Consider the following 26,442-nt stretch of genomic DNA (forward strand, 5'->3'; position numbering starts at 1 on the left):
CCGGCCGTCAGCGGCGTGCGGGGCGCGCGTCCTCCCGCACCTCGACGGCCGATCGCGCTCCGGTCACCGGCACGGGGTCGAGGACGGCGACGAGGTCGCCGTCCGCCTGCGGGAGCGTCAGGGCGACCGCCCACACGAGCGTGGCCCCGCCGGTCGGCTCGAGCTCGACGGCCGCGGCGTCCGGGGCGAGGTCGGCCACGTCCCAGGCACCGGTGGTGCCCGCGTCGACGCGCACCGTGTGCTGCGACAGCACCTGCCCGTCGGCCCCCAGCACCCGGAGCGTCGCGGTCCCCTCGCCTCGCCCGACGGCGTCCTCGCCGACGGCCCCGACGACCACCCGCGCACCGCTTCCCCGCGGCAACGCCACGGTCCCGTGCGTGTCGCGGGCCGCCGCGGGCGACCACGCGCGGTCGACCCGCGGCTCGTCGTCCAGGTCACCCGGCAGCCCCGTGCGTGACGTCACGGCGCCGGCCACGACCGGCACGTCGGCGTCCACGACGACCGTGTAGGGGCCCGCCGGGAGGCCACCGAGCGGGACCTCGGTCACCTCCCCCGCCTCGAGCGGCACCTGCTGCGCACCGGGCAGCTCGACCGGGCCGTCGGCGCCCAGCAGCGTCACCTGCGCCGTCGTCGCCGCGTCACCCGGCGCCAGCAGGCGCAGCACGGGGGCGTCCGGCGATCCCACCTGCGAGGCCGGCGCGACGACACCCGTGACCACCTGGCGCGTGGCCGGTGCCGCACCCGGGACGACGAGGTCCGTGCCCGCGGGGGTGAACCCGCGCACCACGGTGTCCTGCACGTGCGCCGCGACCAGCCCGCCGGTGACGGTGACGTGCACCACCAGGGCCGCCTGCTCGGCGGCCGCACCACCGAGGTCGACGCTCTGGGTCGCACCCGGGGCGACGGCGTACTGCGTCGTCGTGGGCACGACACGCCCGTTGGGGCCGTAGAGCTCCAGCTCGACCTGTGCGGCGGTCAGACCGGGGTTGGTCAGCACGAGCGTGGACGTCGCACCGACCGACGTCGAGCCACCGACGAACCAGTCGTCGCCGGCCGGTGCGCGGCACGACGCCGCGGCCAGGCCGCGGGCGTCGCCGTCGGTGACGACGGACACCCCCGTGGCCGCGGCGACCGGCGCGACGTCCCCCGGCTCGGCGCGCACGACGAGCGGGCCCTCCACGCCGTCACGGTGCACCGAGCCGCCGCCCGCCGTCACGTCCTGGGCGGTCGGCGTGCCGCCGAGCGGCTGCACGGACAGCGCACCGGCACCGGCACCGGCGGCCGTCACGGCGTCGACGGTCACGACGGGGGCCACGGGAGACGGGTCGAAGGCCGCGTCCCCGCGCTCCGCGCGCTGGGGCAGCAGCACAGGCCCGGGGCACTGCAGCGTCACGGGGGCGGGCGCGACCTCGACCTCGTCGACGGTCGCGGCTCGTGCGTCGGCGGACCCGAGCTGTGCGGCACCGGCGAGCGCGCCGCCCGCGAGCCCGAGCACCAGCAGCCCGGAGGCGGCGCGCACCGCCCGCTGGGTGAGCCGTTCGCGGGGCCGGTCCGGCAGCGGCGTGCCGGACGGCGGCGTGGTCGGGGCGGCGGTCATGTGCGCATCCCCCGACGACGTCGCAGCGGCAGTGCGAGCAGTGCGGTGACCAGGGTCGTCAGGCCGAGCGCGGCGAGCCACGGACCACGTGGGGGCGACACGTACCGCACCTCGAGCTCACCACCGTCCGCACCCAGCTCGAACGCCTGACGCCATCCGGCCTCCGCCGTCGCCAGCCGTCGCCCGTCGAGCCACGCCTGCCAGCCGGCGTCGGCGCGTTCGGCGAGGACGAGCACGCGCCGCCCACCGGCCGGCGGGACCTGCGTCTCCACCGTGCGCCGCTCGGCCGCGACGGCGAGGGCGGGGCGCCGCGGGTCACCGTCGGTGCCGTCGACGAGACGTGCCCAGGCGGTCACGACGTCCCCCTCGGCACCGCGCACCCGCCAGAGCGTGCCCGCGCCGTCGTGCGTGACGCGCTCGAGCCCGGCGGTCGCGTCGAGCACGCCCACGAGCCGTGCGCGGGCGGCTCGCGTCGCCGCCGCGTCGTCCACCGGGGCCGGGACGAGCACGTCCCCGACCCCGAGGGCGGCGACGTCCGGCGCCACGTCGCCCGACGCACCCTGCACGAGACGCGCGGCGAGGCCGCCGACCTCGGCCGCGGCCGCGTCGGGGTCGGCGGGGCGCGGTGCGTCGAGCGGGCCCGTGACACCGCGCAGGGCCACCGACGCGGCGTGGTCGACGTGCTGGTCGCCGTCGGCGCGCAGCAGCGACCAGTCGACCGAGCCGTCCGCGCGGACGCTCAGGGCCAGCACGCGCGAGGCGGCGTCCGAGCGGCCGCCCTGCTGCCCGACGACCGGCACGACCGGCACGGTCGAGGCCTGCAGCCCGACCGCCTCCCCCGCCCGGGCCGTCCAGCCCCAGCCGACGGTGGCGCACGTCACGGCGACGACCGCGAGCGCCGTGCCGAGCGCCACGAGCGGCTGTCGCCAGCCGAACGACTGGCGCCCGAGCCGGTCCATGAGCCGGTCGCTGCCCAGGACGGTGGCCCCGAGCAGCCCGAGGGTGGTCAACGAGACCGTCGCGCCGGTCCAGGAGGCCCCGACGACGTCGGGCGTGACGTCCGCGGGCAGCGCCGCGACCGCGGCGCCGGCCGCCACGCCCACCGCGGCGACCGTCCAGCAGACGCGCGTGCCGCGGGCGACGGCGCGCCCGCGCAGCAACGCGACCGCGGCGAGCACGACGAGCACGGCGCCGGTGAGGTAGGGCCAGGCGTCGGCGATCGGGGACGGCAGCACCGGCGGCACGAGCGCGGCGGGGTCGGAGGGCACTCCGAGCACGCGGGCGAGCGCGGACGCCGGCGGGTCCACGGCCGCGGGGCCGGGCGACGCGAGGAGGAGCCGGACGCCGGCGGCCCCGCGGGTGCCCGCCTCGACGAGGAGCGGCGCGAGCAGGACCAGCGACGGGATCATCACGCCGAGCACCCGTGCCCGCCCGCGCGGGACCGTCACCGCCACCACCAGCAGCAGCACGACCGCCGGCACGAGCAGCACCGGGGCACCGGCGACGGCGACCGCGAGCGCGAGCGCGGCACCCGCCGCGGCGGCCAGCGAGCCGGTCGGGTCCGGTGCCCCGACGAGCACGGGGCGCGCGGCGGACCCGTCCGCGTCGGGACCGGGTGCCGCCGCGGCGGGCACCGCCCCCGACGCGGGCGCACGGGGGGCCGGGACGACGTCGACACCGCGCACGGGCGTGACCACGTCGGCCTCGGCGCCGTCGGGGACGTCCGGGACGTCCGCGCGCACGCCGCGGTGGCGAGGTCGGCGCAGCGCCGCCTCGGCAGCGCGGGCCTCGGCCGCGACGTCGGCGTCCTGCGCCTCCTCGTCACGGCGTGCCGTGGAGACACCGGTGAGCACCTGGTCGACGCGCTGCACGCCCACGGCGCGCACGAGGCCCAGCGCGACCCACGGCAGCGCGACGTGCGCGACGACGGCACCTGCCCGGCCGTCCCCGACCGCCAGCAGCAACGCCGGCGCCGACGCCCACACCAGCGCGGCCCACGCACGCACACCGACCGACCGGGTCGCGGCCCCGGCCGCCGCCCAGGCCCCGACGCCGGCCAGCACCACGCCGCCGAGCACCAGCAGCGCGACCACCGCGGCGACGTCGCCGCCGACGGGCGCGGCGAGGGCCGCCAGGACCACCAGCAGCGGGTCGGCGGGGCCCGGTGCGCCCAGCCCACCGGCGACCCAGCCCGACGTCGCCGCCGCCCACACGTCGTCCAGGTCGGTCGTCACGCGCGCGAGCGCCTCGCCGACGAGCGGCGCGCCGGCCGCGACGGGCCCGAGGAGCCTGCCCGCGGCGGTGACGGTGAGCAGCAGCAGCCCGGCGACGACGAGCGCGAAGGTGACGCGTCGCCGCACCGCGAGCGCGGCGAGCTCACGCAGCTCGAGCTCGCTGGGGGCGGTGACGACCCGCCGCGCCTCGAGCCGGGCGAGACGCCGGTCCCGTGCCTGGCGCCACACGTCGCGCCACGTCGCCTGCAGGGGCCGCAGCGTGCGCCGCGGGACCACACTCGTCGCCCGCGAACGCCGCCGGGCGCGGACCACCGGGCCGGGGCGGAGCAGGACGAGCAGCGCGACGCGCAGCTCGGCGATCGCGAGCTGCGGGTGCTTGGCGGCGACCTGGCCGAGGCTGCGCAGCACGGCCGCGCCGAGCGTCAGCAGCACGACCACCGGGACGAGCGGGAGCGGGGCGGTGGTCAGCCGCTGGTGGAGCAGCGCGCGGCGCCGGGCGGCGAACGAGCGCGTCGGGTCGGCGTCGTCGGGCTCGCCGTCGCCGTCCAGGTCGACGTCCGCGCCGGTCGCGCCGTCGTCGGCGCCGCCGCGTGCGGGACGCAGCCCGTGGTACGCGGCCTGGGCGTGCCGCACGACGGCCGTCGGGACGACGACGACGCGGTGCCCGGCCAGCCGTGCGCGGCGTGACAGGTCCAGGCCGTCGCCGTACGGGCCCAGGGCCGGGTCGGTGCCCCCCAGCCGGTCCCACACGTCGCGTCGCACCAGCGCCCCGGCGAGGCCGACACCCAGCACGTCGGTCCGCCCGTCGTGCTGTCCCTGGTCCAGCTCACCCGGCTCGACGTCGGTCGTGCGACGTCCGGACCGCGTCGTGCGGACGCCGACCTCGAGCAGCCTCTCGGGGTCGGTCCACGTGCGCTGCTTGCAGCCCGCGACGGCGACGGAAGGGGCGTTGGAGACGGTGCGCACGAGCCGCGCGAGCGCCTCGGGCGCGGGCGCGCTGTCGTCGTGCAGCAGCCAGAGCCACGCGGTCGGCCGCTCGTCCAGGGCCGCCGCGAGGGTGTCGAGCCCGGCACGCACCGCCTCGCCGAACGTGCGGGCGTGCGGTGCGTGGGCCGTCGACAGCCGCGGCGCCGGCGCGGGCGCCCCGGCGTACGCCCGGTCGAGCACCTCGCCCACGTGCGAGTCCTGCGGCCCGACGTCGACGACCAGGACGCGCGACGGCCGTCGCGACTGGGCGGCCAGGGCCGCGAGCGTCGCCGCCAGGTACCGCGTGCGGCCGCGGGTCACGACGACCGCGGTCACCGGTGTCGTCACCGGTACCGCGGCGGTGGTGATGTGGTCCACGGGGGACAGCGTGTCAGTCATGCTCGCGCCATCATGCCGTCGCGGTGACGTCACGGGCGGTAGGCCGACCGGGCGTGGCGCACCCTGCCGGCACGGGAGCCACCCGTCAGACCACGCGGCGCTTCAGCTTGCGCCGCTCCCGCTCGGACAGGCCGCCCCAGATGCCGAAGCGCTCGTCGTTCTCGAGCGCGTACTCCAGGCACTCGGCGCGCACGTCACACTGCGTGCACACCTTCTTGGCCTCGCGGGTCGAGCCGCCCTTCTCGGGGAAGAACGCCTCCGGGTCGGTCTGCGCGCACAGCGCGCGCTCCTGCCACCCCATGGGACCGTCGTCCTCGGGCGCACCGAAGATCGACAGCACGTTCGAGACCGGCTGCGCGGGCGCGGGGGCGGCGACGTCGTTGGGGAAGCTCTCGTCGTCGAGCAGGTGCCACATACGTGCCTCCGCGAAAAGTCGTGCTCGGTGCTGGTGCAGGCCGTTGCCGCCAGGTGGGCGTCGTCCTCGCTGATCACGCCCGATCCGGCCGGTGCGGCGCGGAGGCCGCGACGGTGGTGCGCGCTGGAACCAGTTCTTCAGGAATTACACGCGTGTCGTTCCCGATCGTCAACCGCGGACGTGCTAGTTGCCCGAGTTGTCCGGGTGAAATCTCGCACACCCCGGCGTGGCGCGTCCGCGCGTCTAGCCTTGGTCCCCATGTCGACCCTGAGCAGCCGTCCGCCGACCGACGTCGAGACCCTGCTCGGCGTGCTGCAGCGGGACCCCGGACGCCCGCGGATCACCTGGTACGGCCCCGACGCCGAGCGCGTCGAGCTGTCCGGGGCCGTGCTCGCGAACTGGGTCGCCAAGTGCACGAACCTGCTCGTCGAGGAGGCCGACGCCGCGCCGGGTGTGCGCGTCCGCCTCGACCTCCCCCCGCACTGGCGGGCGCTGGTGTGGGCGCTGGCCGCGTGGCGCTGCGGCGCCTGCCTCGTCCTGGACCCGGCGGCGGACGCGGACGTCGTGATCACGGCCCGCCCGGACGCGCAGCCCGACGGCCCGCTCGTCGTCGCCGTCGCCCTGGCGGCACTGGCCCGCACGTTCGGCGCCCCGCTCCCCCCGCACGCCGTCGACGGGGCCGCCGTCCTGTCGTACGCGGACGTCGTGACCTGGGCGCCGGCGACCGACCCCGCGGCCCCGGCGCTCGTCGCGGGCGACGGCACGCTGACCCACGGCCGGCTGCTCACCGACCTCGCACCCGCGGGCGGACGCGTCGCGCTCGCCGCCGACGACCTCGCCGCCGTGGTGCGCACCGCGCTGGCCACGTGGGCGGGCGACGGGTCGGTCGTGCTGGTCGAGGGCGCGACGGCCGCGGCGCTCCGGGAGGACCCCGCACGCCGCGCGCGGGTCCTGGCGCCCGAGCGCGTCGACGTGGACCTGGTCTGAGCCCTCTGCCCCCTCGCCGCGGCGCCACGACGGGCGCCCGGCATCCGGGACGGCACCGGGGCCGCGGACGGGCAGCGCCGTGCGGCGTCCCCTGATGCGGCACACTTGGGCGTCATGCGCGGAATCATCCTGGCCGGCGGCTCCGGCACGCGGTTGCACCCGATCACCCTGGGCGTCAGCAAGCAGCTGGTCCCGGTGTACGACAAGCCGATGATCTACTACCCGCTGTCGACGCTGATCCTCGCGGGCATCCGGGACGTGCTGGTGATCACGACGCCGCACGACGCGGAGCAGTTCCAGCGGCTGCTGGGCGACGGGTCGCAGTTCGGCATCTCGATCTCGTACACCGTGCAGGCCGAGCCCAACGGGCTGGCCCAGGCGTTCGTCCTGGGTGCCGACTTCGTCGGTACGGAGCCGGCCGCCCTCGTGCTCGGCGACAACATCTTCTACGGCCCCGGTCTCGGCGCGCGCCTCGAGCGCTTCGAGCAGATCGACGGCGGCGCGGTCTTCGCCTACCGCGTGGCGGACCCCACCGCGTACGGCGTGGTGGAGTTCGACCCGTCCGGCCGCGCGCTGTCGCTCGAGGAGAAGCCCGCTCAGCCGAAGAGCTCGTACGCCGTGCCCGGCCTGTACTTCTACGACAACGACGTCATCGCGATCGCCCGCGACCTGCAGCCGTCCGCGCGTGGCGAGTACGAGATCACCGACGTCAACCGCGTCTACCTCGAGCAGGGCCGCCTGCAGGTCGAGGTCCTCCCCCGGGGCACGGCGTGGCTCGACACCGGCACGTTCGACTCGTTGCTCGAGGCGTCGGACTACGTCCGCACGATCGAGCACCGGCAGGGCCTGAAGGTCGGCTCGCCCGAGGAGGTCGCCTGGCGTCGTGGGTTCCTCAGCGACGACGAGCTGCGCGAGCGGGCCGAGAAGCTCGTGAAGTCCGGGTACGGCGCGTACCTGCTCGGGCTGCTCGACGCATGAGCACGAGCGACGAGGGGACGACCTCCTTGTTCACGCGAGCACGGAGAGCCGCCCTCGGCGCCCTGCCTCCCGGCACGTTCCCGCTCGCGTGCGCGACCGCCGTGGCCGGCATCACCGTCTACGGCTTCCTCGGCCTCACCGCCCGCGTGCTCGGACCGGTCGAGTACGCCCCCCTGTCCGTGCTGTGGTCGCTCGTGCTGATCATGGGTCCGGGGCTGTTCGTCCCGCTCGAGCAGGAGCTGGGACGCTCGCTCGCCGGGGTCGGTGCCGGCGGACCGCTCGCGGGGTCGCTCGTGCGCCGCTCCGTGATCGTCGGGACCGTCGTCAGCGCGTTCGTGGTGACGGTCGCCCTCGTGGGATCGCAGCCGCTGCTGGAGCACCTCTTCGGCGGGTCGTGGGCGCTGCTCGCCGCCTGCTGCATCGCGGTTCCCGCCCTGGCGGCGACCCACCTGCTGCGCGGGCTGCTGGCCGGTCAGGGCCGGTTCATGCCGTACGCGTGGCTGCTGGGCGCCGAGGGTGTCGTCAGGTTCGTCGGCGCCGCCCTGCTCTTCCTCGCGGGCGCGACGCTCGTCGGCGAGTACGGCATCCTCGTCGGCCTCGCCCCGCTGATCGCGGTGGTCGCGGTGGCGCTGGCCTCCCGGCCGAGGATCCCGCCGGTGCGCGAGGTCGTCCCGTGGCGCCGGGTCATCGAGTCGGTGGCCTACCTGCTCGTCGGGTCCCTCGGGCTGCAGGTGCTCATCAACGCGGGTCCGCTGGCCGTGCAGCTCATCGGCGGTGGTGAGCAGCCGGACGCCGCGGGCCGTCTGCTCGCGGGCCTCGTGCTGACGCGGGTCCCCCTCTACATGTTCCAGGCGGTCCAGGCGGCGCTCGTCCCCGAGCTCGCCGCCATGGGAGCCGCCAGCGACCACACCAGCTTCCGGCGCGGCATCACGCGGCTGCTCCTGGCGATCGGGGCGTTGACGGCTCTCGGGGTGCTCGGAGCCGTGACCGTCGGTCCCGCCGCCCTGTCGCTCCTGTTCGGCCCCGAGTTCACGCTGACGCGCCTCGACCTCGCCCTCCTGACGCTGGCGAGCTGCACGCTCATGAGCGCGCAGGCGTGCGGGGGCGCCCTCGTGTCGGTGCACCGCCACGCACGGGCGGGACTGGGGTGGGCGGCGGGCGTCGTCGTCTTCGGGCTCGCCCTGCTCTGGCCCGGGCCGCTGTTCCTGCGCGTCGAGCTCGCACTGCTCGCCGGGTCCCTGGCGAGCGCCGTCGCCCTCGGTGCCGCCCTCGCCTCCACGGTGCGGCGACAGCGTCGCACCGAGCCCGCGACGACGGTGGCGCACGGAGCCTGAGGCTCCGTGCACCGGCCCGACGCGCGGCGCCTCAGGCCTCGGGTCGGGGCGTGCGACGCACGGGGCGCAGGAACGGGGCCGATCCCAGGCCCGCCCGGTGGCGCGCGTACCGCGCCAGCGTCCAGAGCGTCTTCATGCCGTACACCGCGCTGACGCGGAAGTTGATGGACGACGCGTCCGGGAAGTAGCGGGTCGGCACCGGGACCTCGACGACGCGCTGGCCGTAGGCCACGGACTGCACGATGACCTCGGAGTCGAAGACGAAGTCGTTCGAGTTGCGCAGGAACGGCACCGACTCCAGGAAGCCCCGCGAGTAGGCGCGGTACCCGGTGTGCAGCTCGCTGAAGCCGGTACCGAGAACCGTGTTCTCCGTGGTGGTCAGGAAGCGGTTCGCTGCGAGCTTCCACCACGGCATGCCGCCCGCGCGTGCTGCCGAGGCCCCGGCGGCGAGCCGCGACCCGAGCACCATGTCGGCCTCGCCGTCGAGGATCGGCTGCACCAGGCGCGGGATGAGCTCCGGGTCGTACTGCCCGTCGGGGTGCAGCATGACGACGACGTCCGCACCGTGCCGCAGCGCCTCCAGGTAGCAGGACTTCTGGTTGCCCCCGTACCCCACGTTGTGCGGCAGCGGGAGGGTCGTGACGTCCAGCGTGCTCGCGACCGTCAGCGTCGCGTCGAGCGACGCGTCGTCCACCACGATGACCTCGTCGGCGTAGCCGGCGGGGATGAGGCGGACCGTGTCCTCCAGCGTGCTCGCCGCGTTGTAGGCGGGCATCACGATCACGATCTTCCTGCCGCCGCCGGGACCCGGCGTGTCGACCCGCGCGTTCTCGTCGGCGGTGCTCGCGCTCATCGTTCCTCCCACAGTTGGACGTTCGGTGTCTCGCTCACGAGGCGGTAGGCCTCGGGCAGCAGGTCGAGGACCTCCTCGCGGACCTCCGGTGGCTCCGGACCGGTGTGGACGAGGTCCACGACGACCCAGCGCGGGGGGTCCTTCGGGATCGTCGGACGCACGGACCGGCCCGGCCAGCTCGTGAGGTACCGCCCGTTCCACGCCGGGTAGAACGGGTTGGGGAACATGTAGACCTCGGACCGCTCGGCCAGCTGCGGCAGGAGGTTCGCCGACGCGCTGACCGACCCCTCCCCGACCTGCGCGAGCACCGCACGGGCGTCGGCCCGGAACTCCGGCGTGAACGTGCGGGCCAGCTGGTCCGGGACGGTCGCCGGCTTGCCCCACGCGTCCGGGCCCCGGTACCCGAGGTCGGTGAACGGGGAGCCGACGACCACGGTGACGGCGACGACGGCCGCCACGACGGGCGTCACCACGGCACGTGCGCGCGGGCGCAGGGCTGCCAGCCGCACCATGCCGTCGGACACGGCGATGAAGATGAAGACGGTCGGCAGGAAGCCGTAGTGGAAGTAGATCGTCTTCTGCATCGGCAGCGTGGACAGCAGGCTCAGCACCAGCAGCGGGAGGGCGGGCAGCAGGCGGGTCCAGCGCGCCAGGAACATCGGTGCGGCCGGCAGCAGGAACCCCAGGACCATGAGCCACCCGTTGAGCCCCAGGTGCAGGCCTGCGAACGTCTCGGCGGGCTGGGCCAGCCGCGCGACGACCTCACCCGGCGTCGTCCCCAGGTAGCCGAACCTCTCCTCGAGCACGGACAGGCCCCACGGGTTCGCCGCGCGCTGCGCGAGCGTCGCCACGACGAGCCCGCCGACGGCACCGCCGATGGTCAGCAGACCGACACGCCAGCGCCGCTCGAGCACCAGCAGCAGACCCATGAGCCCGACGGCGACGCTGGCGTCCTCCCGGCAGGCCAGCGCGAGCACGACCATCACCGCGTACACCACGTGCCGACGCCCGTCGACCGCCCAGAACGCGAGCAGGAGCAGCGTCGTCGCCATGACCTCGGGGTGGAGGTCGAACAGCGCCGTCCACTGCAGGCTCGGGTACGCGAGGAACAGTGCGGCCGCGACCAGTGCCGCCCACCGCGGTGCACGTCGTGCCGTCAGCAGGTAGACGGGCACGGCTCCGAGTGCGAGCGTGAACGACTGCGCGACGAAGAGCGCCTGGGCCGGCAGACCGAGCAGCGCCAGCGGGTAGAGCATGAACCGGGCGTGGTCACCGAGGAACGGGAGCCCCGTCACGGTGTTGACGTCACCGCCGTGCCGGATGGTCCAGAACGCCTGGATCATCTGGCCGGCGTCGAACGCGTGCGTCAGCAGGCCGCGGTGCCGCGCGATCCCGAGCGCCCCGAAGACGGCCGTGAACGCCAGCACCATCACCACGAGCACGCCGTCGTGCCAGGTCCGGCGAGCCCACCACACCCGCGCGCGTCCCCCCAGGACCTCGCGGCGGGCGTCGGCCGTCGTGCCGTCGTCCGGTGTCGCGTCGACGCTCACAGGCGTGACCCCCACGGTGGACTCCACAGCACCTATCCCCTGGTCGCGCACCCTCGACGCCGGAATGTCCGTAATCGAGCCCCAGGCACCTTAGCGCAGAAGTGCAGCTCGACCCTCACGCCGGGCGACGGCGGCGTCGAACGCCAGGACGTGCGCACGTGCGGCTGCGGACCACGTGAACGACGCCGCACGGGCCTGCGCCGCCGTGCCCAGCCGGGACCGCAGCGCCGCGTCGGCCAGCACCGTGCGCAGCGCGTCGGCCACCTCGGGCGCCGACGTGCCCGTGTAGGCGACCGCGTCCCCGCCCACCTCCGGAAGCGACAGCTCGCGCGAGGTGAGGACCGCCGCACCGCACGCCATCGCCTCGAGCACGGGCAGACCGAAGCCCTCGCCGAGGCTCGGGTAGGCGACGACCGCCGCTCCCCCGAGGTACCCGGCGAGGTCGTCGACCGGGAGGTAGCCGGGCCGCACGACCCGCGGCCCGCCGCCGGGCAGGCTCGCGACGACGGCATCGAGCTCCGAGTCCCACCCGCGTCCTCCCGCGAGCACCAGGTCGGGGGCATCCGTCGCGTCGCCGAACGCCGACCACCACCCGCGCACCAGCGCCGGCAGGTTCTTGCGCGGCTCGAGCGTGCCGAGGAAGGCGACGTACCCGCCGGGTCGCACCCCGAGCGACGCCGCGACGCGCGCCTTCTCGGCCTCGTCGACCGGGTGGAACGTGGACGCGTCGACCCCGTGGTGCGCGACGTGGAACAGGGCAGGGTCGCCGCCGGCGTGCCGCAGCACCTCGTCGCGGGTCGCGGCCGAGGGCACGACCAGCGCGTCGGCGTGGCGGACCGCCCACGACGTCGCCTGCCGGAAGAAGACCCGCTTGTCTCGCGAGTGCACGTCGGGCCGGCTGAAGAAGGTGGCGTCGTGCAGCGTGACGACGCGTGCCGCGGGCACCGGCGCCACCGGCATCGTGTAGTGCGGGCTGAACAGCACGTCCGCGCGCGTCCTGCGCACGAGACCGGGGAGCCCGACCTGCTCCCAGGCCATGCGGGCGGGCCGCGAGGACGCGGCGGCACGGGGCACGACGACGGCGCGCGCCTGCGGCGCGCGCTCGGCGACCCAGCCCTCGGTGCCCGGACGGCAGGCGACGACGACCTCGGGCCCCAGCTCCGCGAGCTCGGGCACGAGCTCCACGACGTAGCGGCCGACGCCGCCGAGGTCGGCCGGGATGGCCGTCGCGTCGACGAGGACGCGTCGCGTGTCAGGCACCCGGCCGCACCGCTGCGTCCAGACCGAGGACCTCGTCGGCGGCCGCCCGCCACCTGTCGGCCCAGTCACCGATGGGCGCCACGCCCGCCCGCTCGTCGTGCGCCAGCACGGAGTACGCCGGCCGGGGCGCGGGGCGCACGAAGGCCTCGCTCGTCGTGGGCCGCACGACGTCCGCCGCCAGGCCCATGCTGGCCGCGACCGCACCGGCGAACCCGAACCACGAGGTCTGCCCCTGGGACGTGCCGTGGTACGACCCGGTGGGCGCGCCGGCCTCGACCAGGCGCACCACGTACGCGGCGACGTCACGCGTCCACGTCGGCTGCCCGACCTGGTCCTGGACGACGTCGATCCCGCCGCGCTCGGTCAGGACCCGCTGCACCGTCCGCGGGAAGCACGGCCCGCGGGCGCCGTAGAGCCACGCCGTGCGCACGACGAGGTGGTCGACGCCGCTCGCGGCGACGGCCCACTCGCCTGCGGCCTTCGTGCGGCCGTACGCGGACCGCGGCCGCTGCGGCGCGTCCGTTGCGTACGGGTGCTCGGCGTTGCCGTCGAAGACGTAGTCCGTCGAGATCTGCACGAGTCGTCCGCCGGCCCCCGCGATCGCTCGCGCCAGGGTCGCCGGCCCGACCGCGTTGACGGTGAACGCGTCGCCCTCGCGCTCCTCGGCCGCGTCGACCGCCGTCCACGCGGCGCAGTTGACGACGACGTCCCGGTCGGCGACGGCGGTGGCGACCGCCCCCGGGTCGGTGATGTCCACCTCCTCGCGGTCGACCGCACGCACGTCGGGGCCTTCGCCCCCGAGCACCTCCACCAGGTCCTGACCGAGCATCCCGGCAGCACCTGTCACGAGCCAACGCACCGTGGCGCTCCTCTCCTCCGACCGACGGCCAGCCACGATACCCGGCGGTAGGGTGGTCCGGGCGACCGACCGAGGTCGTCCGGGCTGGGCGGCGATGGAGGTTCGATGCGGTTTCGTGAGCTGAAGGTCAGTGGCGCGTGGGAGGTGACGCCGGTGATCCACGGCGACTCCCGGGGCGCGTTCCTGGAGCTCTACAAGTCGACCGCGTTCACCGAAGCCGTCGGCCACCCGTTCGACCTGCGGCAGGTCAACACGTCCGTGTCGGCGCCCGGTGTGCTGCGCGGCGTGCACTTCGCCGACGTCCCGCCCGGCCAGGCCAAGTACGTCACGTGCCTGCGCGGGGCGATCCTCGACGTGATCGTCGACATCCGGGTCGGGTCCCCCACGTTCGGCACGTGGGACGCCGTGCTGCTCGACGACGTGAACCGCGCGGCCGTCTACCTGGGCGAGGGCCTGGGCCACGCCTTCTGCGCGCTGGACGACAAGACGACCGTGCAGTACCTGTGCTCGTCGGAGTACAGCCCGACGCGCGAGCACGGCATCCACCCGCTCGACCCGGAGCTCGCGATCGACTGGCCCTCGACGGACCGCCACGGCCGCCCGATGGAGCACGAGCTCTCGCAGAAGGACCTCGCCGCCCCCACGTTCGCCGAGGCGCTCGCCTCCGGCCTGCTGCCGACCTGGGACGCCACGGCGGACTACGTCGGCGGTCTGGACGCCGCCGCGCGCGCATGACCCCCTTGCGCGCCTGCCTCACCGTCGAACAGCTGTGGCAGCCGCAGCCCGGGGGCTCGGGCAGGTACGTGCTCGAGCTGGCCGCCGCTCTGCGCCGGCGTACCGACGTCGAGGTGACGGGGGTGCGGGCGCGGCACGGCGGGCCGCCGGAGGGCACCTGGGCGCCGCCGGAGGACCTGGCCGTTGTGGCGTCGCGCCTCCCCCGCCCGGCGCTCTACGAGGCGTGGGCGCGGCTTCGTCGTCCCCACACGTGGCGCCCCGCGCACCCCGACGTCGTGCACGCCACCACGTGGGCCGTCCCGCCCAGGGGGCCGGGTCTGGTCGTCACCGTGCACGACCTGGCCTTCCTGCGCGACCCGACGCACTTCACACCGCGCGGCAACGCGTTCTTCCGGCGCGCCCTGGAGGTCGTCGCCCGCGAGGCCGACGAGGTGGTCGTGGTCTCCGAGGCCACCCGCGCCGACGCCGCCGCGGCCGGCATCGACCCCGAGCGCCTGCACGTGGTGCCCCACGGCGTCGAGGTGCCGCAGGTGGCGGCCGCGACCGTCGCCGAGGTGCGCGAGCGGCTCGGGCTGACCCGGCCGTACGTCATGTGGTGCGGCACCATCGAGCCGCGCAAGAACGTGCGCACCCTGCTCGAGGCGTTCGCGGTGGTGGCCCGCTCCAGCGACCTGGACCTGCTGCTCATCGGTCCCCGCGGCTGGGGCGACCCGGACCTGGACCGCGCCCTGCGTGCGCTGCCGGAGGGCAGGGTGCACCTGGCAGGGCAGGTCGACAGCGCGACGCTGCACGCGGCGTACGCGGGCGCGCGCGCCTTCTGCTTCCCGTCCGTCTGGGAGGGTTTCGGCATGCCGGTGCTCGAGGCGATGGCGCACGGCGTGCCGGTCGTGACGTCGGCCGGGACGTCGATGGCCGAGATCGCCGGCGCCGACCGCGCCCTGCTCGTCCCGCCGCTGGACGCCGCTGCCATGGCCGATGCGATCCTCGAGGCCGCGGGCCCTTCGCACGGTCGGCTGGCCACCGCAGGGCGCGCGTACGCGGAGCAGCAGACGTGGGACCGGTGCGCCGAGCAGACCCTCGCGGTCTACCGGCGCGCCGCCGCCCGGCGCTGACGCCAGCTCAGCGGACGGCCGCCGTGACGTCGGCCTCGTCGACGGTCAGGTCGCGCAGCGTCACCGGGGCGGCCGCCTCCAGGTCACCGTGCACGACGAGGCTCAGGGTGGAGTGCCCCGGCGGGACGTCCACGACCACGTCGAGCGTCGCGAGCCCGGAACCGGACACCTCGATCGTCTCCTCGATCCCGGGGGCCTCCACGACGAGATGCCCCGCGCCGGGGGCCTCGACGACACCCCGCACCCGGACCGGCACCACGACCTCGCGGGGGTTGTCGAAGGTGAAGGTCCCGTCCCCCGTGGGCAGGGCCCGCAGGTCCAGACCGTCCTCGTCCGTGGTGGTGCCCACGCCGCGCCCGTCGTAGATCGCGACAGGAGCCACCACCTCCTCGCGCTGTGCCGCCAGCTCCTCGTCGCCGAGCTCGGCGTCGAGCCGCGCGTGCTCGGGCGCGAGCGTGAAGAGCGCGAACCTGCCGTCGGCGCTCTCGGCGACCGACACCCCCACGCGCGAGGCGATGCCCGCCTCCACCTCACCGGCGCGCTCGAGCCCGTACGCCGCACGGTCGACGAGGATCCCGTCGAAGCCCGCGAGCGTCACCGACTCGACCAGCTCGGCCGGCTCCTCCTGCGCGACGGCCGCCGCCCAGTCCGTCGCGGCGCGGCCCTTGATGCCACCACCCGACCAGTGCAGCGTCGCGGAGTGCAGGTACAGCTTGAGCTGCTCGGTGTCCGCCACGCCGTTGACGGGCGGGGTCTCGGGGAAGCCCGCGTGCGGGAGCCGGAACACCGCTCCGCCCGGGGGCATCTGCCGTTCGACGGCCGCCACCCACGCCGCGTCCGCCTCGAAGGCGGCACGGGTCCCGGGGTAGTCCGGGACCGCCCCGGGCGCGATCTGGTCGGCGCACCCGACGACGAGCAGCGCGCCCGCCACGCTCCACGCAGCGGCCCGTCGCGCGGCCGGACGCGGCTGGACGCGGCGGGCCCACGCCCGCACCGCGGCGTCGACCACCAGACCGACGACCGCGAGGCACAGGGCCGCGATCACGATGGACATCCGGTTCCAGCCCCGCAGGCTCGCCGTGACGAACGACAGGAAGGTCGCCAGGCCGCCGACGGTGGCGCACAGGAAGGCGACGAACGTGAGCATCGACAGGTGCGCGATCGTGACCGTGCTCGCGACCTGCTCGGCCGTCCGCTCCGCACGCCTGCGGGCGCCCTGGGCGCCCAGCGTGTACGCGACGACGACGAAGCAGATGACGAGGCCGACCGCGGCGACGACGCCGAGGGCGGGCTGCTCGGACACCAGCGGGTACGACGAGTCGTACCGCGAGCGCAGCGCCGCGAGCAGGTCGACCCGGTGCCCGGGGACGGGCAGCAGCAGCTGCGCGAGCTTGAGCGCGTAGATCTCGACCTCGGCGGGGTCGCGGACCAGTCCCGTCGCGCTCGGACCGTGCTGCGCCTCGTACAGGAAGTCCGGGAGCATGTTCGCGAGCATCACCGCGAGGGTCGTCAGCCCGGCGACGGCCGCGCCGACGAACCGCCGCCAGTCGCGCTCCCGCAGCCAGGCGGCCAGGCCGGCCGAGGCCAGCAGCACCAGCAGGAACACCGCGTAGTAGGACGACGCCGTGGCCACGAGCCCGACGCAGAGCACGGTGACCGCGCCCCGGCCCGTCAGGAGCCCGAGCACGGGCCCACCGCGGCGGCCCCGTCCCCACAGGGGCTCGCCGCGCACCGCGCGCAGGACCACGACCAGACCGAGCGGCAGCGTGAAGTACGACGCGAGCCACAGGTGCCCGACGCCGCGCAGGAAGTGGTACGGCGCGACGGCGAACAGCACCGACAGCGCGACGGTCACCGCCCGGGAGACGCCGACCTCCCGCAGGAACCACACCATCGCCACGGCGGCGAGGGGGAACCCGACGAGGTAGTACAGGTTGGTGGCCAGCGCCCAGTCGGACGTGAACCAGCCGAGGACGCGGGCGGCCGCGAAGTTGAGGTTGTCGGCCGTCGGGAAGTCGTGGTACGTCTGCCCGGCGGGATAGCCCAGCAACGGCTGGAACTCGTACCAGCCCGTCTCGATGACGGTCTTGACGTGAGCCGCGATCGCGACCGCGTCGCCGTGGTAGGCGAACGGCACCCGCAGGTCGGCCTGCCACAGCCGCAGGCCCAGGAACGTCGCGACGACCGTCGCGAGCGCCGAGGCCACGTACGTCGCCGGCTCCGCGAGCAGCGCGAGGCGCGCGCCCCGACGGGACCGGGTCTCCCCGGTCCCGTCGGGCGACGTCGACGGCGCCCTCAGACCGACCTCGGTGGTCACGGCCGCCGGCCCACCGCCGCGAGCAGGGCGAGGTCGTGGTCCACCATCGCGTCGACGACGTCCGTGAAGCCCTTCGTGGGCTGCCAGCCCAGCACCTCACGTGCGTGGGTGGAGTCCCCCACCTGGAGCGACGCCTCCGCCGGCCGGACGAACGCGGGGTCCGTCCGCACGTGCGCGGCCCAGTCGTCGATGCCGGCGCGCGCGAACGCCGCGCGCACGAAGTCCTCGACGGTGTGCGCGACACCGGTGGCGATCACGTAGTCGTCCGGCACGTCGGCACGGACCGCGGCCACCATCGCCTCGACGTAGTCCGGCGCCCAGCCCCAGTCGCGCCGCACGTCCAGCGAGCCGAGCGTCAGCGTGCTGTCCAGGCCGGCGGCGATGCGCGCGGCACCCCGCGTGATCTTGCGGGTCACGAACGCCTCGGGCCGCCGCGGCGACTCGTGGTTGTAGAGCACGACGGCCGACGCGTGCAGACCGCGGGCACGGTAGACGCCCACCATGTGGTGGCCGTACGCCTTCGCGGCACCGTAGGGCGACCGCGGCCGGACCGGCGTGCGCTCGTCCTGCGGGGACGTCGGCGCCTCACCGAAGATCTCGGCGCTGGACGCCTGCACGAACCGCACCTGCCGGCCCGTGCGCTCCTGGAGCTGCCACGCGGCGTCGAGGAGGACGCCGACGGCGAGCCCGCTGACCAGGCCCGTCGCGACCGGCTGCGCCCAGGACTGGGCGACCGACGAGATGCCGCCGAGGTTGTAGACCTCGGTGGGGGCCACCTCGGCGACGACGGCGCTCAGGGCGTCGGCGTCACCGAGGTCCGCCTCGTGCTCCACGAGGCCCGGGACGACGGCCCGCAGGTCGTCGAGACCCGGGTCCTGCGTGCCGTCGTCCGACGGTCGCACCACCGCGTGGACCTCGAGGCCCGCCGCGGCGAGGCCCTGGCACAGGTAGTACCCGTCCTGACCGGTGGCACCGGTCACGAGTGCAGCGGGCACGTCTCAGAGCCCGGCCAGCGCCCGCTGCTCGGCGAGGTCGTTGTCGACCATCATCCGCACCAGCTGCTCGAACCCGACCTGCGGCTTCCACCCGAGCTTGTCGAACGCCTTGGCCGGGTCGCCGATGAGCAGCTCGACCTCGGCGGGACGCATGAACCGCGGGTCCTGCAGCACCAGCGAGCTCCAGTCCTCGATGCCCACGTGCGCGAAGGCGACGTCGAGGAGCTCGCGGATCGAGTGCGTCTCCCCGGTGGCCACGACGTAGTCGTCGCCCTCCTCCTGCTGCAGCATCCGCCACATCGCCTCGACGTAGTCGCCGGCGAAGCCCCAGTCACGCTTGGCGTCGAGGTTGCCCAGGGAGATGTTCTCCTGCAGGCCGAGCGAGATGCGCGCGACGGCCTGCGACACCTTGCGGGTGACGAACTCCGGCCCGCGGCGCGGCGACTCGTGGTTGAACAGGATGCCCGACGAGGCGTGCATGCCGTACGACTCGCGGTAGTTGATCGTCATGTAGTGCCCGTAGACCTTCGCCACGCCGTACGGCGAGCGCGGCCACAGCAGCGTCGACTCCCGCTGCGGGACCTCCTGGACCTTGCCGAACATCTCCGAGCTCGACGCCTGGTAGAAGCGCACCTTGCGGATGTCGTCGCCCGCGTAGAGCCGGATGGCCTCGAGCAGGTTCAGCACGCCCTTGCCCGTGACGTCGGACGTCAGGTGCGCGTTCTCCCAGGAGTACGCGACGAAGGAGATGGCCCCCAGGTTGTAGACCTCGTCGGGCTGTGCGACGTTGAGCGCACGCAGCAGGGACGACATGTCCATGAGGTCGCCGGTCAGGACCTTGACACCTGGGACCGTCTGCTCGAGCAGCGCGAGCTTGGGGTTGTTCTGCCCACGGACCAGGCCGTAGACCTCGTACCCCTTCGACAGCAGCAGCTCGGAGAGGTACAGGCCGTCCTGGCCGGTGACACCGGTGATCAATGCGCGCTTCATCAGGACCTAACTCGTCGGGTCGGCAAGGGTCGGCTCGACTCTACCGGGTGGGCGTGCGGCGCGAGGACGCGCCATGCCCGGCACTAGACTCGCCGACGTGCCCCGAGAGCCGTTCGTGTCGACCGCCGCACGCGCCGAGGACGTCGTCCTCCTGCGCACGCTCGGCCATCTGCCCGCCGTTCGTGTCGTGGAGGTGACGGCGGACGGTGCGCCGTCCGTCACCCGTTCGCTCGCGGCCCTCGGCTGGGAGGCGCGCGCCGTCGCGGCCGACGACGTCGACGCCGCCCTGGACGTCGACGCGCCGCCGCACGCGCTGGTCCTCGCGGAGGCGGCGGCAGCCGGCGTGGCACGGGCCCTGGCGGCCGGCGCCCGGCCGTGGCTGGTCGTCGTCGCCGGGACGGGTGACGGCGAGCCGGACGCGGCGCTCGTGGCGCTGGGGTACACGCCCGCCCTGTTCGACGGCGCGTCGTGGTGGTACGCCGCACCCGGGCGGACCGCGCTGCTGCTGCCCGGCGACGAGCCGTCCGGCACGTCCGCCGCGCCCGACGACGACGCATCCGCGGCCGCCCTCGCCGAGGCGCAGGCGGAGGCCGCGTCCTGGCGGTCGCTCGCCGTCGACGGCTGGGCGCAGGCCGTGGCCGAGCTGGGACCCGGACGGCGCGGGACCGAGATCCAGCACGCCGAGGCCGAGGCGATGCGCGCGACGCTGTCGTGGCGGATCACCGCCCCGCTGCGCGCGGTGCGCGGGTGGATCCCCAGGTGAGCGACGGGTCCACGCCCGCCGACGTCCTGCAGGCCCTGCACGCGCGCCTGCAGGCGGTGGCCGACGCCGTGGGGATGCCGACCGGCCACCCGGACGGCGCGCTGCCCCCGGCCGGGGACGGCACCACGCGGCCCGCCGACGACGCGTTCGTCGTGGCACCCGCTTCGCCGGAGCGGGTCGGCGACCTCCTCGCCCACCTCGTCGACCGGGCGCGATCGCACCCCGACGCGTCGATGACCTGGCTCCTGCTCGTCGCGCTGACGGGCGCCTTCCCCACGTCCGAGGAGGTCCTCGACGCCCGCCGCCGGCTGGTCGCGGACACGCCCGGCGCGTCCGCCCGGTGGCTCCTGACGACCGCGCTCGCCCTCGCCACCGTGACGGACTGCCTCGCCGGGATCGACATCGTGCACGACGGCGTGGTCGTCGACGTGGACTTCTCCGCCCGGCACGACCTGAACACGGGCATCCAGCGCGTCGTGCGCAGCACCGTGCCGCGGTGGGCGCGCGAGCACGAGCTCACGCTCGTCGCGTGGACCGGTACGGGCGCGATGCGGCGGCTCGACGACGCCGAGACCTCCCGGGTCCTGCGGTGGCGGGGCCCGATCGGTGTCCAGCCCCTGACGGCGCGCCCGCGCGTGGTCGTGGTGCCGTGGCGCAGCACGGTCGTGCTGCCCGAGGTCCCCGCCCCGCACCTGTGCCTCCCCCTCGCCGCCCTCGCCCAGCACTCCGGCAACGCCGTCTCGCTCGTCGGGTACGACGCGATCCCGGTGGTGAGCGCGGACCTCATGCCGCCGGCCGAGCCCGAGCGCTTCGTGCGGTACCTCACCGTCGTCAAGCACGCCCGCCGGGTGGCCGCGATCAGCGCGTCGGCCGCCGAGGAGTTCCGCGGGTTCGTCGACATGCTGCCCGCCCAGGGCCTGACGGGCCCGGGCGTGGCGGCCTGCGACCTGCCGGTCGACGTGCCGGCCCGTCTGCCGGACGCCGTGACTCCCGAGGACGGGTTGCCCCAGGTCGTCGTGGTCGGCAGCCACGAGCCCCGCAAGAACCACCTGACGGTCCTGCACGCCGCGGAGGTGCTCTGGCGCGAGGGGCACCGGTTCCGCCTGCGGTTCATCGGTGGGTCGAGCTGGGCCTCGCGACCGTTCGACCGCGCGGTGCGGACCCTCGCCTCCCGCGGCCGCCCGGTCGAGGTGGGCCGCGCCGTCGGTGACGACGCCCTGTGGTCCGCGTACCGGACCGCGCGCTTCACCGTGTTCCCCTCCGTGCACGAGGGGTACGGGCTGCCGGTCGCGGAGTCCCTGGCGGTCGGCACGCCGGCGATCACCAGCAACTTCGGCTCGACGCGCGAGATCGGCCAGGACGGCGGCACGCTGCTGGTCGACCCGCGCGACGACGACGCCGTGACGGACGCGATGCGCCGGCTCCTGGTCGACGACGCGCTGCACGCGCGCCTCGTCGAGGAGGCGCGCTCGCGCCGGCGCCGCACCTGGGACGACTACGCCCGCGACTCCTGGGCGGCGCTGGTCGCCGGGGACGTCCCGAGCACCGCCACGACCGACGAGGACACGCCATGAGCACCGAGGCCGAGGTCCGCCGGGCGGTCCGCGCGCTCACCGGCGGCAGCCCTGCCGCGACGGGTGCGCGGGCGCGGCTCGCGACCGTCGTCAGGACGCTGTCGGGCCAGGAGCCGCCCACGGACCCGCGGGGACTGGTCGCGTCGTTCGACGACCTGCTCGCCGGCGCCGCCCCCGACGCCACCTGGCTCACCCTGGCGGTGCTGCAGGGCGCGATGCCGCGCGACGCCGAGGTGCTGGCCCACGTCCGTGCCGTGGCCCTGGACGGGCCGCTCACCGGGTTCGCGGACGTGCTGGCCGGACCACGTGCCCCGTGGCGGCGCGCCGTCGCGGGACGCGACGTCGAGGTCCTGTCGGACGTCGTCCTGGTCGACCTGGCCCACACCTCGCGCACGTCCCTCGCGACGGGGATCCAGCGGGTGGCGCGCCAGACGGCACGTCGGTGGGCGGACGCCCACGACGTGGTCCTCGTGGGGTGGACGGCCGACGGCCGCGCACTGCGGCGCCTGACGCCCGACGAGGTGCGCGTCGCACTGCACGGCGGGCCGGTCCCCTCGCGCGCCCTGGCCACGGACCGCGTCGTCCTGCCGTGGCGGGCGACCTACGTCCTGCCCGAGCTCGCGACGGAGCAGGAGCGCACCGAGCGCATCCTCGCCCTGGCCCGCTGGTCGGGCTCGCGCACCGGGGTGGTCGGCTTCGACTGCGTGCCGATCACCAGCGCCGAGACCATCGGCACCGGCATGGGCGCGGCGTTCGCGCAGAACCTCGCCGCGGTCCGGCACATGGACCGCGTCGCGACGATCTCGCACGCGGCGGCAGGCGAGTACCGCGGCTGGCGCCGGATGCTGACGGGTGCCGGGCTGGACGGCCCCGAGATCGCGCCCGTGGTGCTCCCGGTGGAGGCGCAGCCCGCCTCCGCGGAGGACGTGCGTCGCGCGCGTTCCCGGTTCGCCGCCGACGGCCTGCCGGTGGCGCTGTGCGTCGGCAGCCACGAGCCCCGCAAGAACCACCTCGCGGTCCTCCAGGCCGCCGAGCTCGCCTGGCGGTCGGGCAGCCGCTTCCGCCTGCTCTTCGTCGGGGGCAACGCCTGGGGGTCGCAGACGTTCGAGCGCAGGCTCAAGGAGCTGGCGGCGGCCGGCCGGCCCGTCTCGGCGGTCTCGGCCCTCTCCGACGACGAGCTGTGGGCGCTGTACGCGCTGGCCCGCTTCGTGGTCTTCCCGTCGCTCAACGAGGGGTTCGGGCTGCCCGTCGCCGAGGCGATCGCGACGGGCACGCCCGTGCTGACGTCGGACTTCGGGAGCATGCGGGAGATCGCCGAGGGTCGCGGCGGCCTGCTCGTGGACCCGCGGGACGACGTCGCGCTCGCGCGGGGCCTGCGCCGGCTCGCCGACGACGACGAGCTGCTCGCCTCCCTGACGGCCGAGGCGGTCGCGTCCCCGGCCCGGACCTGGGACGAGTACGCCGCGCAGACGTGGGACTACCTCGTCGCCGGCACCGCCGCGGGCACCACGACCGGGGCCGTCGGCACCGCACGCGGCTGAGGGACCGGCGGCGGGGCCTGGGCGCCACCGGCACGGGCAACGGCGCCGGCGCCGAGGCCGGCCGCGAGGTCACGCATGGTCGCGTGGACGCCGACGACCAGCGGGGTCACCGGACGGCGGTCGAGCTCCGGCCACACCACCGATCGCAGCCGCAGGTCCCGCACCTGGCCCGACGACGCGGGCGATGGGGCCACGAGGATGCGCGCATGGCGGCGCGACAGCCGCCGCACCTCCCCGACCAGCGACGCGATCGAGTCGGCGCGCTGCGACGCGAGGATCTTGGTGAGGACCTGCCCGGGTGCCACGACCTCCGGCAGCCGCTCGAGCCCGTCCACGACGAGCGCTGCGGCGTCGTCGACGAAGAGGTAGTCACGCAGCGTGTCGAGCGAGACGTACACGCCCACGGGCCGGCCGGTGAGCTGGCTGCGGCACAGCTGGGAGACGAGGCCCTGGGGCTTCGCGAGGTTCTGACCGGGTCCGTAGAGGTTCGACAGACGCCCGGTGAGCACGCGCGCACCGCCCTGCGTCGCGAGACGCGCGACGACCTGCTCGGTGGCGAGCTTCGCGCGGCCGTAGGCCGCCAGGGGCACCGGCACCGTCCGCTCGGTGAACGGCGGGCCGGACGAGCCGGCGTACACACCGCCCGCGGAGGACGCCAGGAACACGCGGGCCTGCGTCAGGCCGCCCGGTCCGGCTCGGTCGAGCAGCGCGTCGACCACGCTCTCGATCGTCGCCACCTCACGACCGAGCGCGTCGCCCTGGCTCGACGTCACGCCCGCTCCCGCACACCACACGAGGTACCACGGACCGCTGCCGGCCCGGGCCCGGACGGCGTCGACGGCGTCGGCGACGACAGGGGCGACCTCGGCCGGGTCGTGCCACGGGACGGCGCACCGGTCCACGTCCCAGCCGGTGCGCGCGGCCCGCGCGAGGACGGCGCGACCCAGCAGGCCGCCGCCGCCGACCACGAGTGCCGGCGGACCATCGACCCGCTGCGCGTTCACCGCCCGCGCCCTCCCCGTCCGAGCGGCCCGTCGGCCGGGTCGCTCACGATGAGGTAGGAAGGGCGCCCCATGGCCATGTTGACGGCCACGCCCACGTACTCGGCCACGATCCCGAGGGAGAACAGCACCGCGCCGCTCGTGAGCAGGACGGCGACGACGGTCGACGACCAGCCCTCGGGCGTGTCGCCGCCCGTCAGGGACGAGACGACGACGAACAGCGCGAGGAGCACGCCCAGCACGCCGAACACCACACCGAGGACGCTCACGAACCGCAGGCCGCGCGTGCCGCTCGTCAGGACCATGCGCCAGAAGTGCGACAGCAAGGTGCGCAGGCGGTAGCCCGAGGGCCGGTCCTCGGTCCGCAGCACCACCGGACAGGTGGCGACGTCGCCGACGACCCATCCGAGTGCGACGTCGAGGTAGACACCCGAGCCCGCGTACGCCGCGACGCTGCGGCCGAGCTCACCCAGCACCAGGCGGTAGCTCTGGAAGTCCCTGCTCTGCCGTCCGCCGGTCAGGGCGTCGGTGAGCCGCTTGGCGCCCCGGGACGCCGCGTTGCGCAGCGCGCCGTGCGGCGGCGGGTTGGTCGGCCGGGCGTACACGAGGGACGCGCGCTCCCGCATCGCGACGTCCAGGAGGTCACCGATGGACGCCGGGTCGTGCTGACCGTCCTCGTCCATCGTCACGATCCAGTCCCCACCCGCGGACGCCATCCCGGCCAGGGTCGCGGCGTGCTGCCCGTAGTTGCGGCTCAGCCACACCGGGCGGACGACGTGCGACGTGGCCGCGAGCTTGCGGATCACGTCCTCGGAGCCGTCCGGCCCGTGGTCGTGCACGAGGAGCACCTCGCTCACGACGGCGCGGTGGCCGTCGGACGTCTCGAAGGGCGCGGACCACGCCTCGATCTCCGCGAGAAGACCCGGCAGGGTGCGCTCCCCCTGGTACACGGGAACCACGACCGAGATGCGGTGGGGGGCCGCGTCAGGGGGGACGGGGAGCGACGACACGGGAAGACTATAGTCAGGCGTTCGTATCGGCCCTGACCCCCCACGCACGGACGGATCTGCGAGTGAGCACGCCCCACCCCGGTCGCCGACCGGCCACCACCTGCCCGCCGGTGACCCCGTGAGCCGCGTGTCGGTCGTGGTCCCCGCGTACCGGAACGCCGAGCACGTCGGCGCCACGCTGGACTCGATCCTCGCCCAGACCTACGACGACTTCGACGTCGTGGTCGCGGACCACGGGTCCGACGACGGCACCTGGGAGGTCCTGGAACCGTACGCGGACGACCCCCGGGTGACGCTCCGCCGGACGCCCGCGGGCGGCGGCGCCCGCCGCAACTGGGACGCGGTGAGCCAGGCCGCCGGCGGTGAGCTCCTCAAGCTCGTCTGCGGGGACGACCTGCTGCACCCCCGCGCGCTGGAGCGCCAGGTCGCGGCGCTCGACGCCGCCGGCCCCGGCGCGACGGTCGTCGCGTGCCGCCGCGACCTCGTGGACGCCCGCGGTGAGGTCTTCCTGCGGGGCCGAGGGCTGGCCGGCATGCGCGGCCGGGTCGACGGGCGGCGCGCCCTGCGCACGGCCGTGCGCAGCGGCGGCAACCCGCTGGGAGAGCCCGCGTGCGTCCTGCTGCGCCGTGACGCCCTCGCGAGCGCCGGCTGGTGGGACGACTCCCAGCCCTACTACATCGACCTCGGGACCTACGCGCACCTGCTGCTGCGTGGCGACCTCGTCGCGGTGGACGAGACGCTCGCGTCGTTCCGCGTCAGCGCGTCACAGTGGAGCGTGCGGCTCGCGGCCGAGCAGCACGCCCAGGCCAGGGCGTTCAACGCCCGCATGCACGCGCTCGCCCCGGAGGCGGTGCGCGAGGTCGACGTGCGCGTCGGCGACGTGCGGGCCGGCGTGGCCGCGCTGCAGCGACGCGTGGCCTACGCCGTCCTGGGCAGGCGCATGACGGCGCGCCCCGCGGCCGCCGGCTGAGC

General features: G+C 75.5%; 21 protein-coding genes. 9 read left to right on the plus strand and 12 right to left on the minus strand.

Translation table 11 applies throughout. From position 1 onward, the window contains the following. Positions 1–7: 7 nt before the first annotated feature. From NP075_RS12235 to NP075_RS12245, 3 genes are all read right to left on the minus strand, one after another. Positions 8–1,597, minus strand: a complete 1,590-nt coding sequence (locus tag NP075_RS12235; protein WP_227565442.1) for a DUF5719 family protein — start codon at positions 1,595–1,597, stop codon at positions 8–10. Beyond that, the gene (locus NP075_RS12240; RefSeq protein ID WP_227565443.1) at positions 1,594–5,196 is read right to left on the minus strand and encodes a glycosyltransferase; all 3,603 of its coding nucleotides are present in this window, start codon (positions 5,194–5,196) and stop codon (positions 1,594–1,596) included. Before NP075_RS12240 ends, NP075_RS12235 begins: the two co-directional genes overlap by 4 nt. Positions 5,197–5,281: 85 nt before the next feature. Continuing rightward, a complete protein-coding gene (locus NP075_RS12245; RefSeq protein ID WP_284439894.1) occupies positions 5,282–5,611 on the minus strand; it encodes a WhiB family transcriptional regulator in 330 nt (109 codons plus the stop codon). A gap of 258 nt (positions 5,612–5,869) precedes the next feature. On the opposite strand from NP075_RS12245, the gene NP075_RS12250 reads away from it, so the two are divergent. The 3 genes from NP075_RS12250 to NP075_RS12260 all read left to right on the plus strand — a co-directional run bounded on the left by NP075_RS12250 (position 5,870) and on the right by NP075_RS12260 (position 8,910). Beyond that, positions 5,870–6,598 (plus strand): TIGR03089 family protein, encoded by a 729-nt coding sequence (locus NP075_RS12250; protein ID WP_227565444.1) that lies wholly within the window; start codon positions 5,870–5,872, stop codon positions 6,596–6,598. Positions 6,599–6,712: 114 nt separating this feature from the next. Beyond that, positions 6,713–7,576 (plus strand): glucose-1-phosphate thymidylyltransferase RfbA, encoded by an 864-nt coding sequence (gene rfbA, locus NP075_RS12255; protein WP_227565445.1) that lies wholly within the window; start codon positions 6,713–6,715, stop codon positions 7,574–7,576. Continuing rightward, complete coding sequence (locus tag NP075_RS12260) at positions 7,573–8,910, plus strand: lipopolysaccharide biosynthesis protein (RefSeq protein ID WP_227565446.1); 1,338 nt, start codon at positions 7,573–7,575, stop codon at positions 8,908–8,910. The genes rfbA and NP075_RS12260 overlap by 4 nt, the downstream gene beginning before the upstream one ends. A 31-nt stretch (positions 8,911–8,941) precedes the next feature. Here NP075_RS12260 and NP075_RS12265 read toward each other — a convergent pair whose 3' ends face one another. The 4 genes from NP075_RS12265 to rfbD all read right to left on the minus strand — a co-directional run bounded on the left by NP075_RS12265 (position 8,942) and on the right by rfbD (position 13,432). Next, positions 8,942–9,763 (minus strand): glycosyltransferase family 2 protein, encoded by an 822-nt coding sequence (locus NP075_RS12265; RefSeq protein WP_227565447.1) that lies wholly within the window; start codon positions 9,761–9,763, stop codon positions 8,942–8,944. Next, complete coding sequence (locus NP075_RS12270; protein ID WP_227565448.1) at positions 9,760–11,313, minus strand: DUF2079 domain-containing protein; 1,554 nt, start codon at positions 11,311–11,313, stop codon at positions 9,760–9,762. The genes NP075_RS12265 and NP075_RS12270 overlap by 4 nt, the downstream gene beginning before the upstream one ends. Before the next feature lie 90 nt (positions 11,314–11,403). Further along, on the minus strand, positions 11,404–12,573 hold the full coding sequence (locus tag NP075_RS12275; RefSeq protein ID WP_227565449.1) for a glycosyltransferase family 4 protein: 1,170 nt from the start codon (positions 12,571–12,573) through the stop codon (positions 11,404–11,406). Then, positions 12,566–13,432 carry a dTDP-4-dehydrorhamnose reductase gene (rfbD, locus tag NP075_RS12280; protein WP_227565450.1) on the minus strand — a complete coding sequence of 289 codons (867 nt, stop codon included), beginning with the start codon at positions 13,430–13,432 and terminating at the stop codon, positions 12,566–12,568. Before rfbD ends, NP075_RS12275 begins: the two co-directional genes overlap by 8 nt. 105 nt (positions 13,433–13,537) lie before the next feature. On the opposite strand from rfbD, the gene NP075_RS12285 reads away from it, so the two are divergent. Together NP075_RS12285 and NP075_RS12290 are read left to right on the plus strand one after the other, a co-directional pair. Next, on the plus strand, positions 13,538–14,167 hold the full coding sequence (locus NP075_RS12285; RefSeq protein WP_227565451.1) for a dTDP-4-dehydrorhamnose 3,5-epimerase family protein: 630 nt from the start codon (positions 13,538–13,540) through the stop codon (positions 14,165–14,167). Beyond that, positions 14,164–15,279, plus strand: a complete 1,116-nt coding sequence (locus NP075_RS12290) for a glycosyltransferase family 4 protein (protein ID WP_227565452.1) — start codon at positions 14,164–14,166, stop codon at positions 15,277–15,279. Before NP075_RS12285 ends, NP075_RS12290 begins: the two co-directional genes overlap by 4 nt. A gap of 7 nt (positions 15,280–15,286) precedes the next feature. On the opposite strand, the gene NP075_RS12295 is transcribed toward NP075_RS12290, so the two are convergent. Genes NP075_RS12295 through NP075_RS12305 form a run of 3 tightly spaced genes read right to left on the minus strand, consistent with a single transcriptional unit; the run spans position 15,287 to position 19,581 of the window. Further along, positions 15,287–17,596, minus strand: coding sequence for a hypothetical protein (locus NP075_RS12295; protein ID WP_227565453.1), 2,310 nt, complete (start codon positions 17,594–17,596; stop codon positions 15,287–15,289). Further along, complete coding sequence (locus NP075_RS12300) at positions 17,593–18,591, minus strand: GDP-mannose 4,6-dehydratase (RefSeq protein ID WP_227565454.1); 999 nt, start codon at positions 18,589–18,591, stop codon at positions 17,593–17,595. The genes NP075_RS12295 and NP075_RS12300 overlap by 4 nt, the downstream gene beginning before the upstream one ends. A gap of 3 nt (positions 18,592–18,594) precedes the next feature. Further along, entirely contained in the window at positions 18,595–19,581 is a 987-nt protein-coding gene (locus tag NP075_RS12305; RefSeq protein ID WP_227565455.1) for a GDP-mannose 4,6-dehydratase, read from the minus strand. A gap of 73 nt (positions 19,582–19,654) precedes the next feature. Between NP075_RS12305 and NP075_RS12310 the strand changes: the two genes are divergently transcribed. From NP075_RS12310 to NP075_RS12320, 3 genes are read left to right on the plus strand one after another with little or no spacing between them, the layout of a single operon-like run. Further along, complete coding sequence (locus NP075_RS12310; RefSeq protein ID WP_227565457.1) at positions 19,655–20,344, plus strand: hypothetical protein; 690 nt, start codon at positions 19,655–19,657, stop codon at positions 20,342–20,344. Beyond that, entirely contained in the window at positions 20,341–21,918 is a 1,578-nt protein-coding gene (locus NP075_RS12315) for a glycosyltransferase (protein ID WP_227565458.1), read from the plus strand. Before NP075_RS12310 ends, NP075_RS12315 begins: the two co-directional genes overlap by 4 nt. Next, the gene (locus tag NP075_RS12320; protein WP_227565459.1) at positions 21,915–23,459 is read left to right on the plus strand and encodes a glycosyltransferase family 4 protein; all 1,545 of its coding nucleotides are present in this window, start codon (positions 21,915–21,917) and stop codon (positions 23,457–23,459) included. The genes NP075_RS12315 and NP075_RS12320 overlap by 4 nt, the downstream gene beginning before the upstream one ends. Here the strand turns inward: NP075_RS12320 and NP075_RS12325 are convergent. Together NP075_RS12325 and NP075_RS12330 are read right to left on the minus strand one after the other, a co-directional pair. Beyond that, on the minus strand, positions 23,396–24,463 hold the full coding sequence (locus NP075_RS12325) for an NAD-dependent epimerase/dehydratase family protein (protein ID WP_227565460.1): 1,068 nt from the start codon (positions 24,461–24,463) through the stop codon (positions 23,396–23,398). The genes NP075_RS12320 and NP075_RS12325 overlap by 64 nt on opposite strands. Beyond that, positions 24,460–25,470, minus strand: coding sequence for a glycosyltransferase (locus NP075_RS12330; RefSeq protein ID WP_227565461.1), 1,011 nt, complete (start codon positions 25,468–25,470; stop codon positions 24,460–24,462). Before NP075_RS12330 ends, NP075_RS12325 begins: the two co-directional genes overlap by 4 nt. Positions 25,471–25,588: 118 nt before the next feature. Here NP075_RS12330 and NP075_RS12335 point away from each other — a divergent pair, with 118 nt between their 5' ends. Continuing rightward, a complete protein-coding gene (locus NP075_RS12335) occupies positions 25,589–26,440 on the plus strand; it encodes a glycosyltransferase family 2 protein (RefSeq protein ID WP_227565462.1) in 852 nt (283 codons plus the stop codon). Positions 26,441–26,442: the final 2 nt, after the last annotated feature.

This window comes from Cellulomonas wangsupingiae (assembly GCF_024508275.1).
Classification (GTDB): Bacteria; Actinomycetota; Actinomycetes; order Actinomycetales; family Cellulomonadaceae; genus Cellulomonas; species Cellulomonas wangsupingiae.

Coding starts and splice junctions, on each gene's coding strand:
- NP075_RS12235 (WP_227565442.1), bottom strand. CDS start 1,597: ATGACCGCCGCCCCGACCACGCCGCCGTCCGGCACGCCGCTGCCGGAC.
- NP075_RS12240 (WP_227565443.1), bottom strand. CDS start 5,196: ATGACTGACACGCTGTCCCCCGTGGACCACATCACCACCGCCGCGGTA.
- NP075_RS12245 (WP_284439894.1), bottom strand. CDS start 5,611: ATGTGGCACCTGCTCGACGACGAGAGCTTCCCCAACGACGTCGCCGCC.
- NP075_RS12250 (WP_227565444.1), top strand. CDS start 5,870: ATGTCGACCCTGAGCAGCCGTCCGCCGACCGACGTCGAGACCCTGCTC.
- rfbA (WP_227565445.1), top strand. CDS start 6,713: ATGCGCGGAATCATCCTGGCCGGCGGCTCCGGCACGCGGTTGCACCCG.
- NP075_RS12260 (WP_227565446.1), top strand. CDS start 7,573: ATGAGCACGAGCGACGAGGGGACGACCTCCTTGTTCACGCGAGCACGG.
- NP075_RS12265 (WP_227565447.1), bottom strand. CDS start 9,763: ATGAGCGCGAGCACCGCCGACGAGAACGCGCGGGTCGACACGCCGGGT.
- NP075_RS12285 (WP_227565451.1), top strand. CDS start 13,538: ATGCGGTTTCGTGAGCTGAAGGTCAGTGGCGCGTGGGAGGTGACGCCG.
- NP075_RS12290 (WP_227565452.1), top strand. CDS start 14,164: ATGACCCCCTTGCGCGCCTGCCTCACCGTCGAACAGCTGTGGCAGCCG.
- NP075_RS12305 (WP_227565455.1), bottom strand. CDS start 19,581: ATGAAGCGCGCATTGATCACCGGTGTCACCGGCCAGGACGGCCTGTAC.
- NP075_RS12310 (WP_227565457.1), top strand. CDS start 19,655: ATGCCCGGCACTAGACTCGCCGACGTGCCCCGAGAGCCGTTCGTGTCG.
- NP075_RS12320 (WP_227565459.1), top strand. CDS start 21,915: ATGAGCACCGAGGCCGAGGTCCGCCGGGCGGTCCGCGCGCTCACCGGC.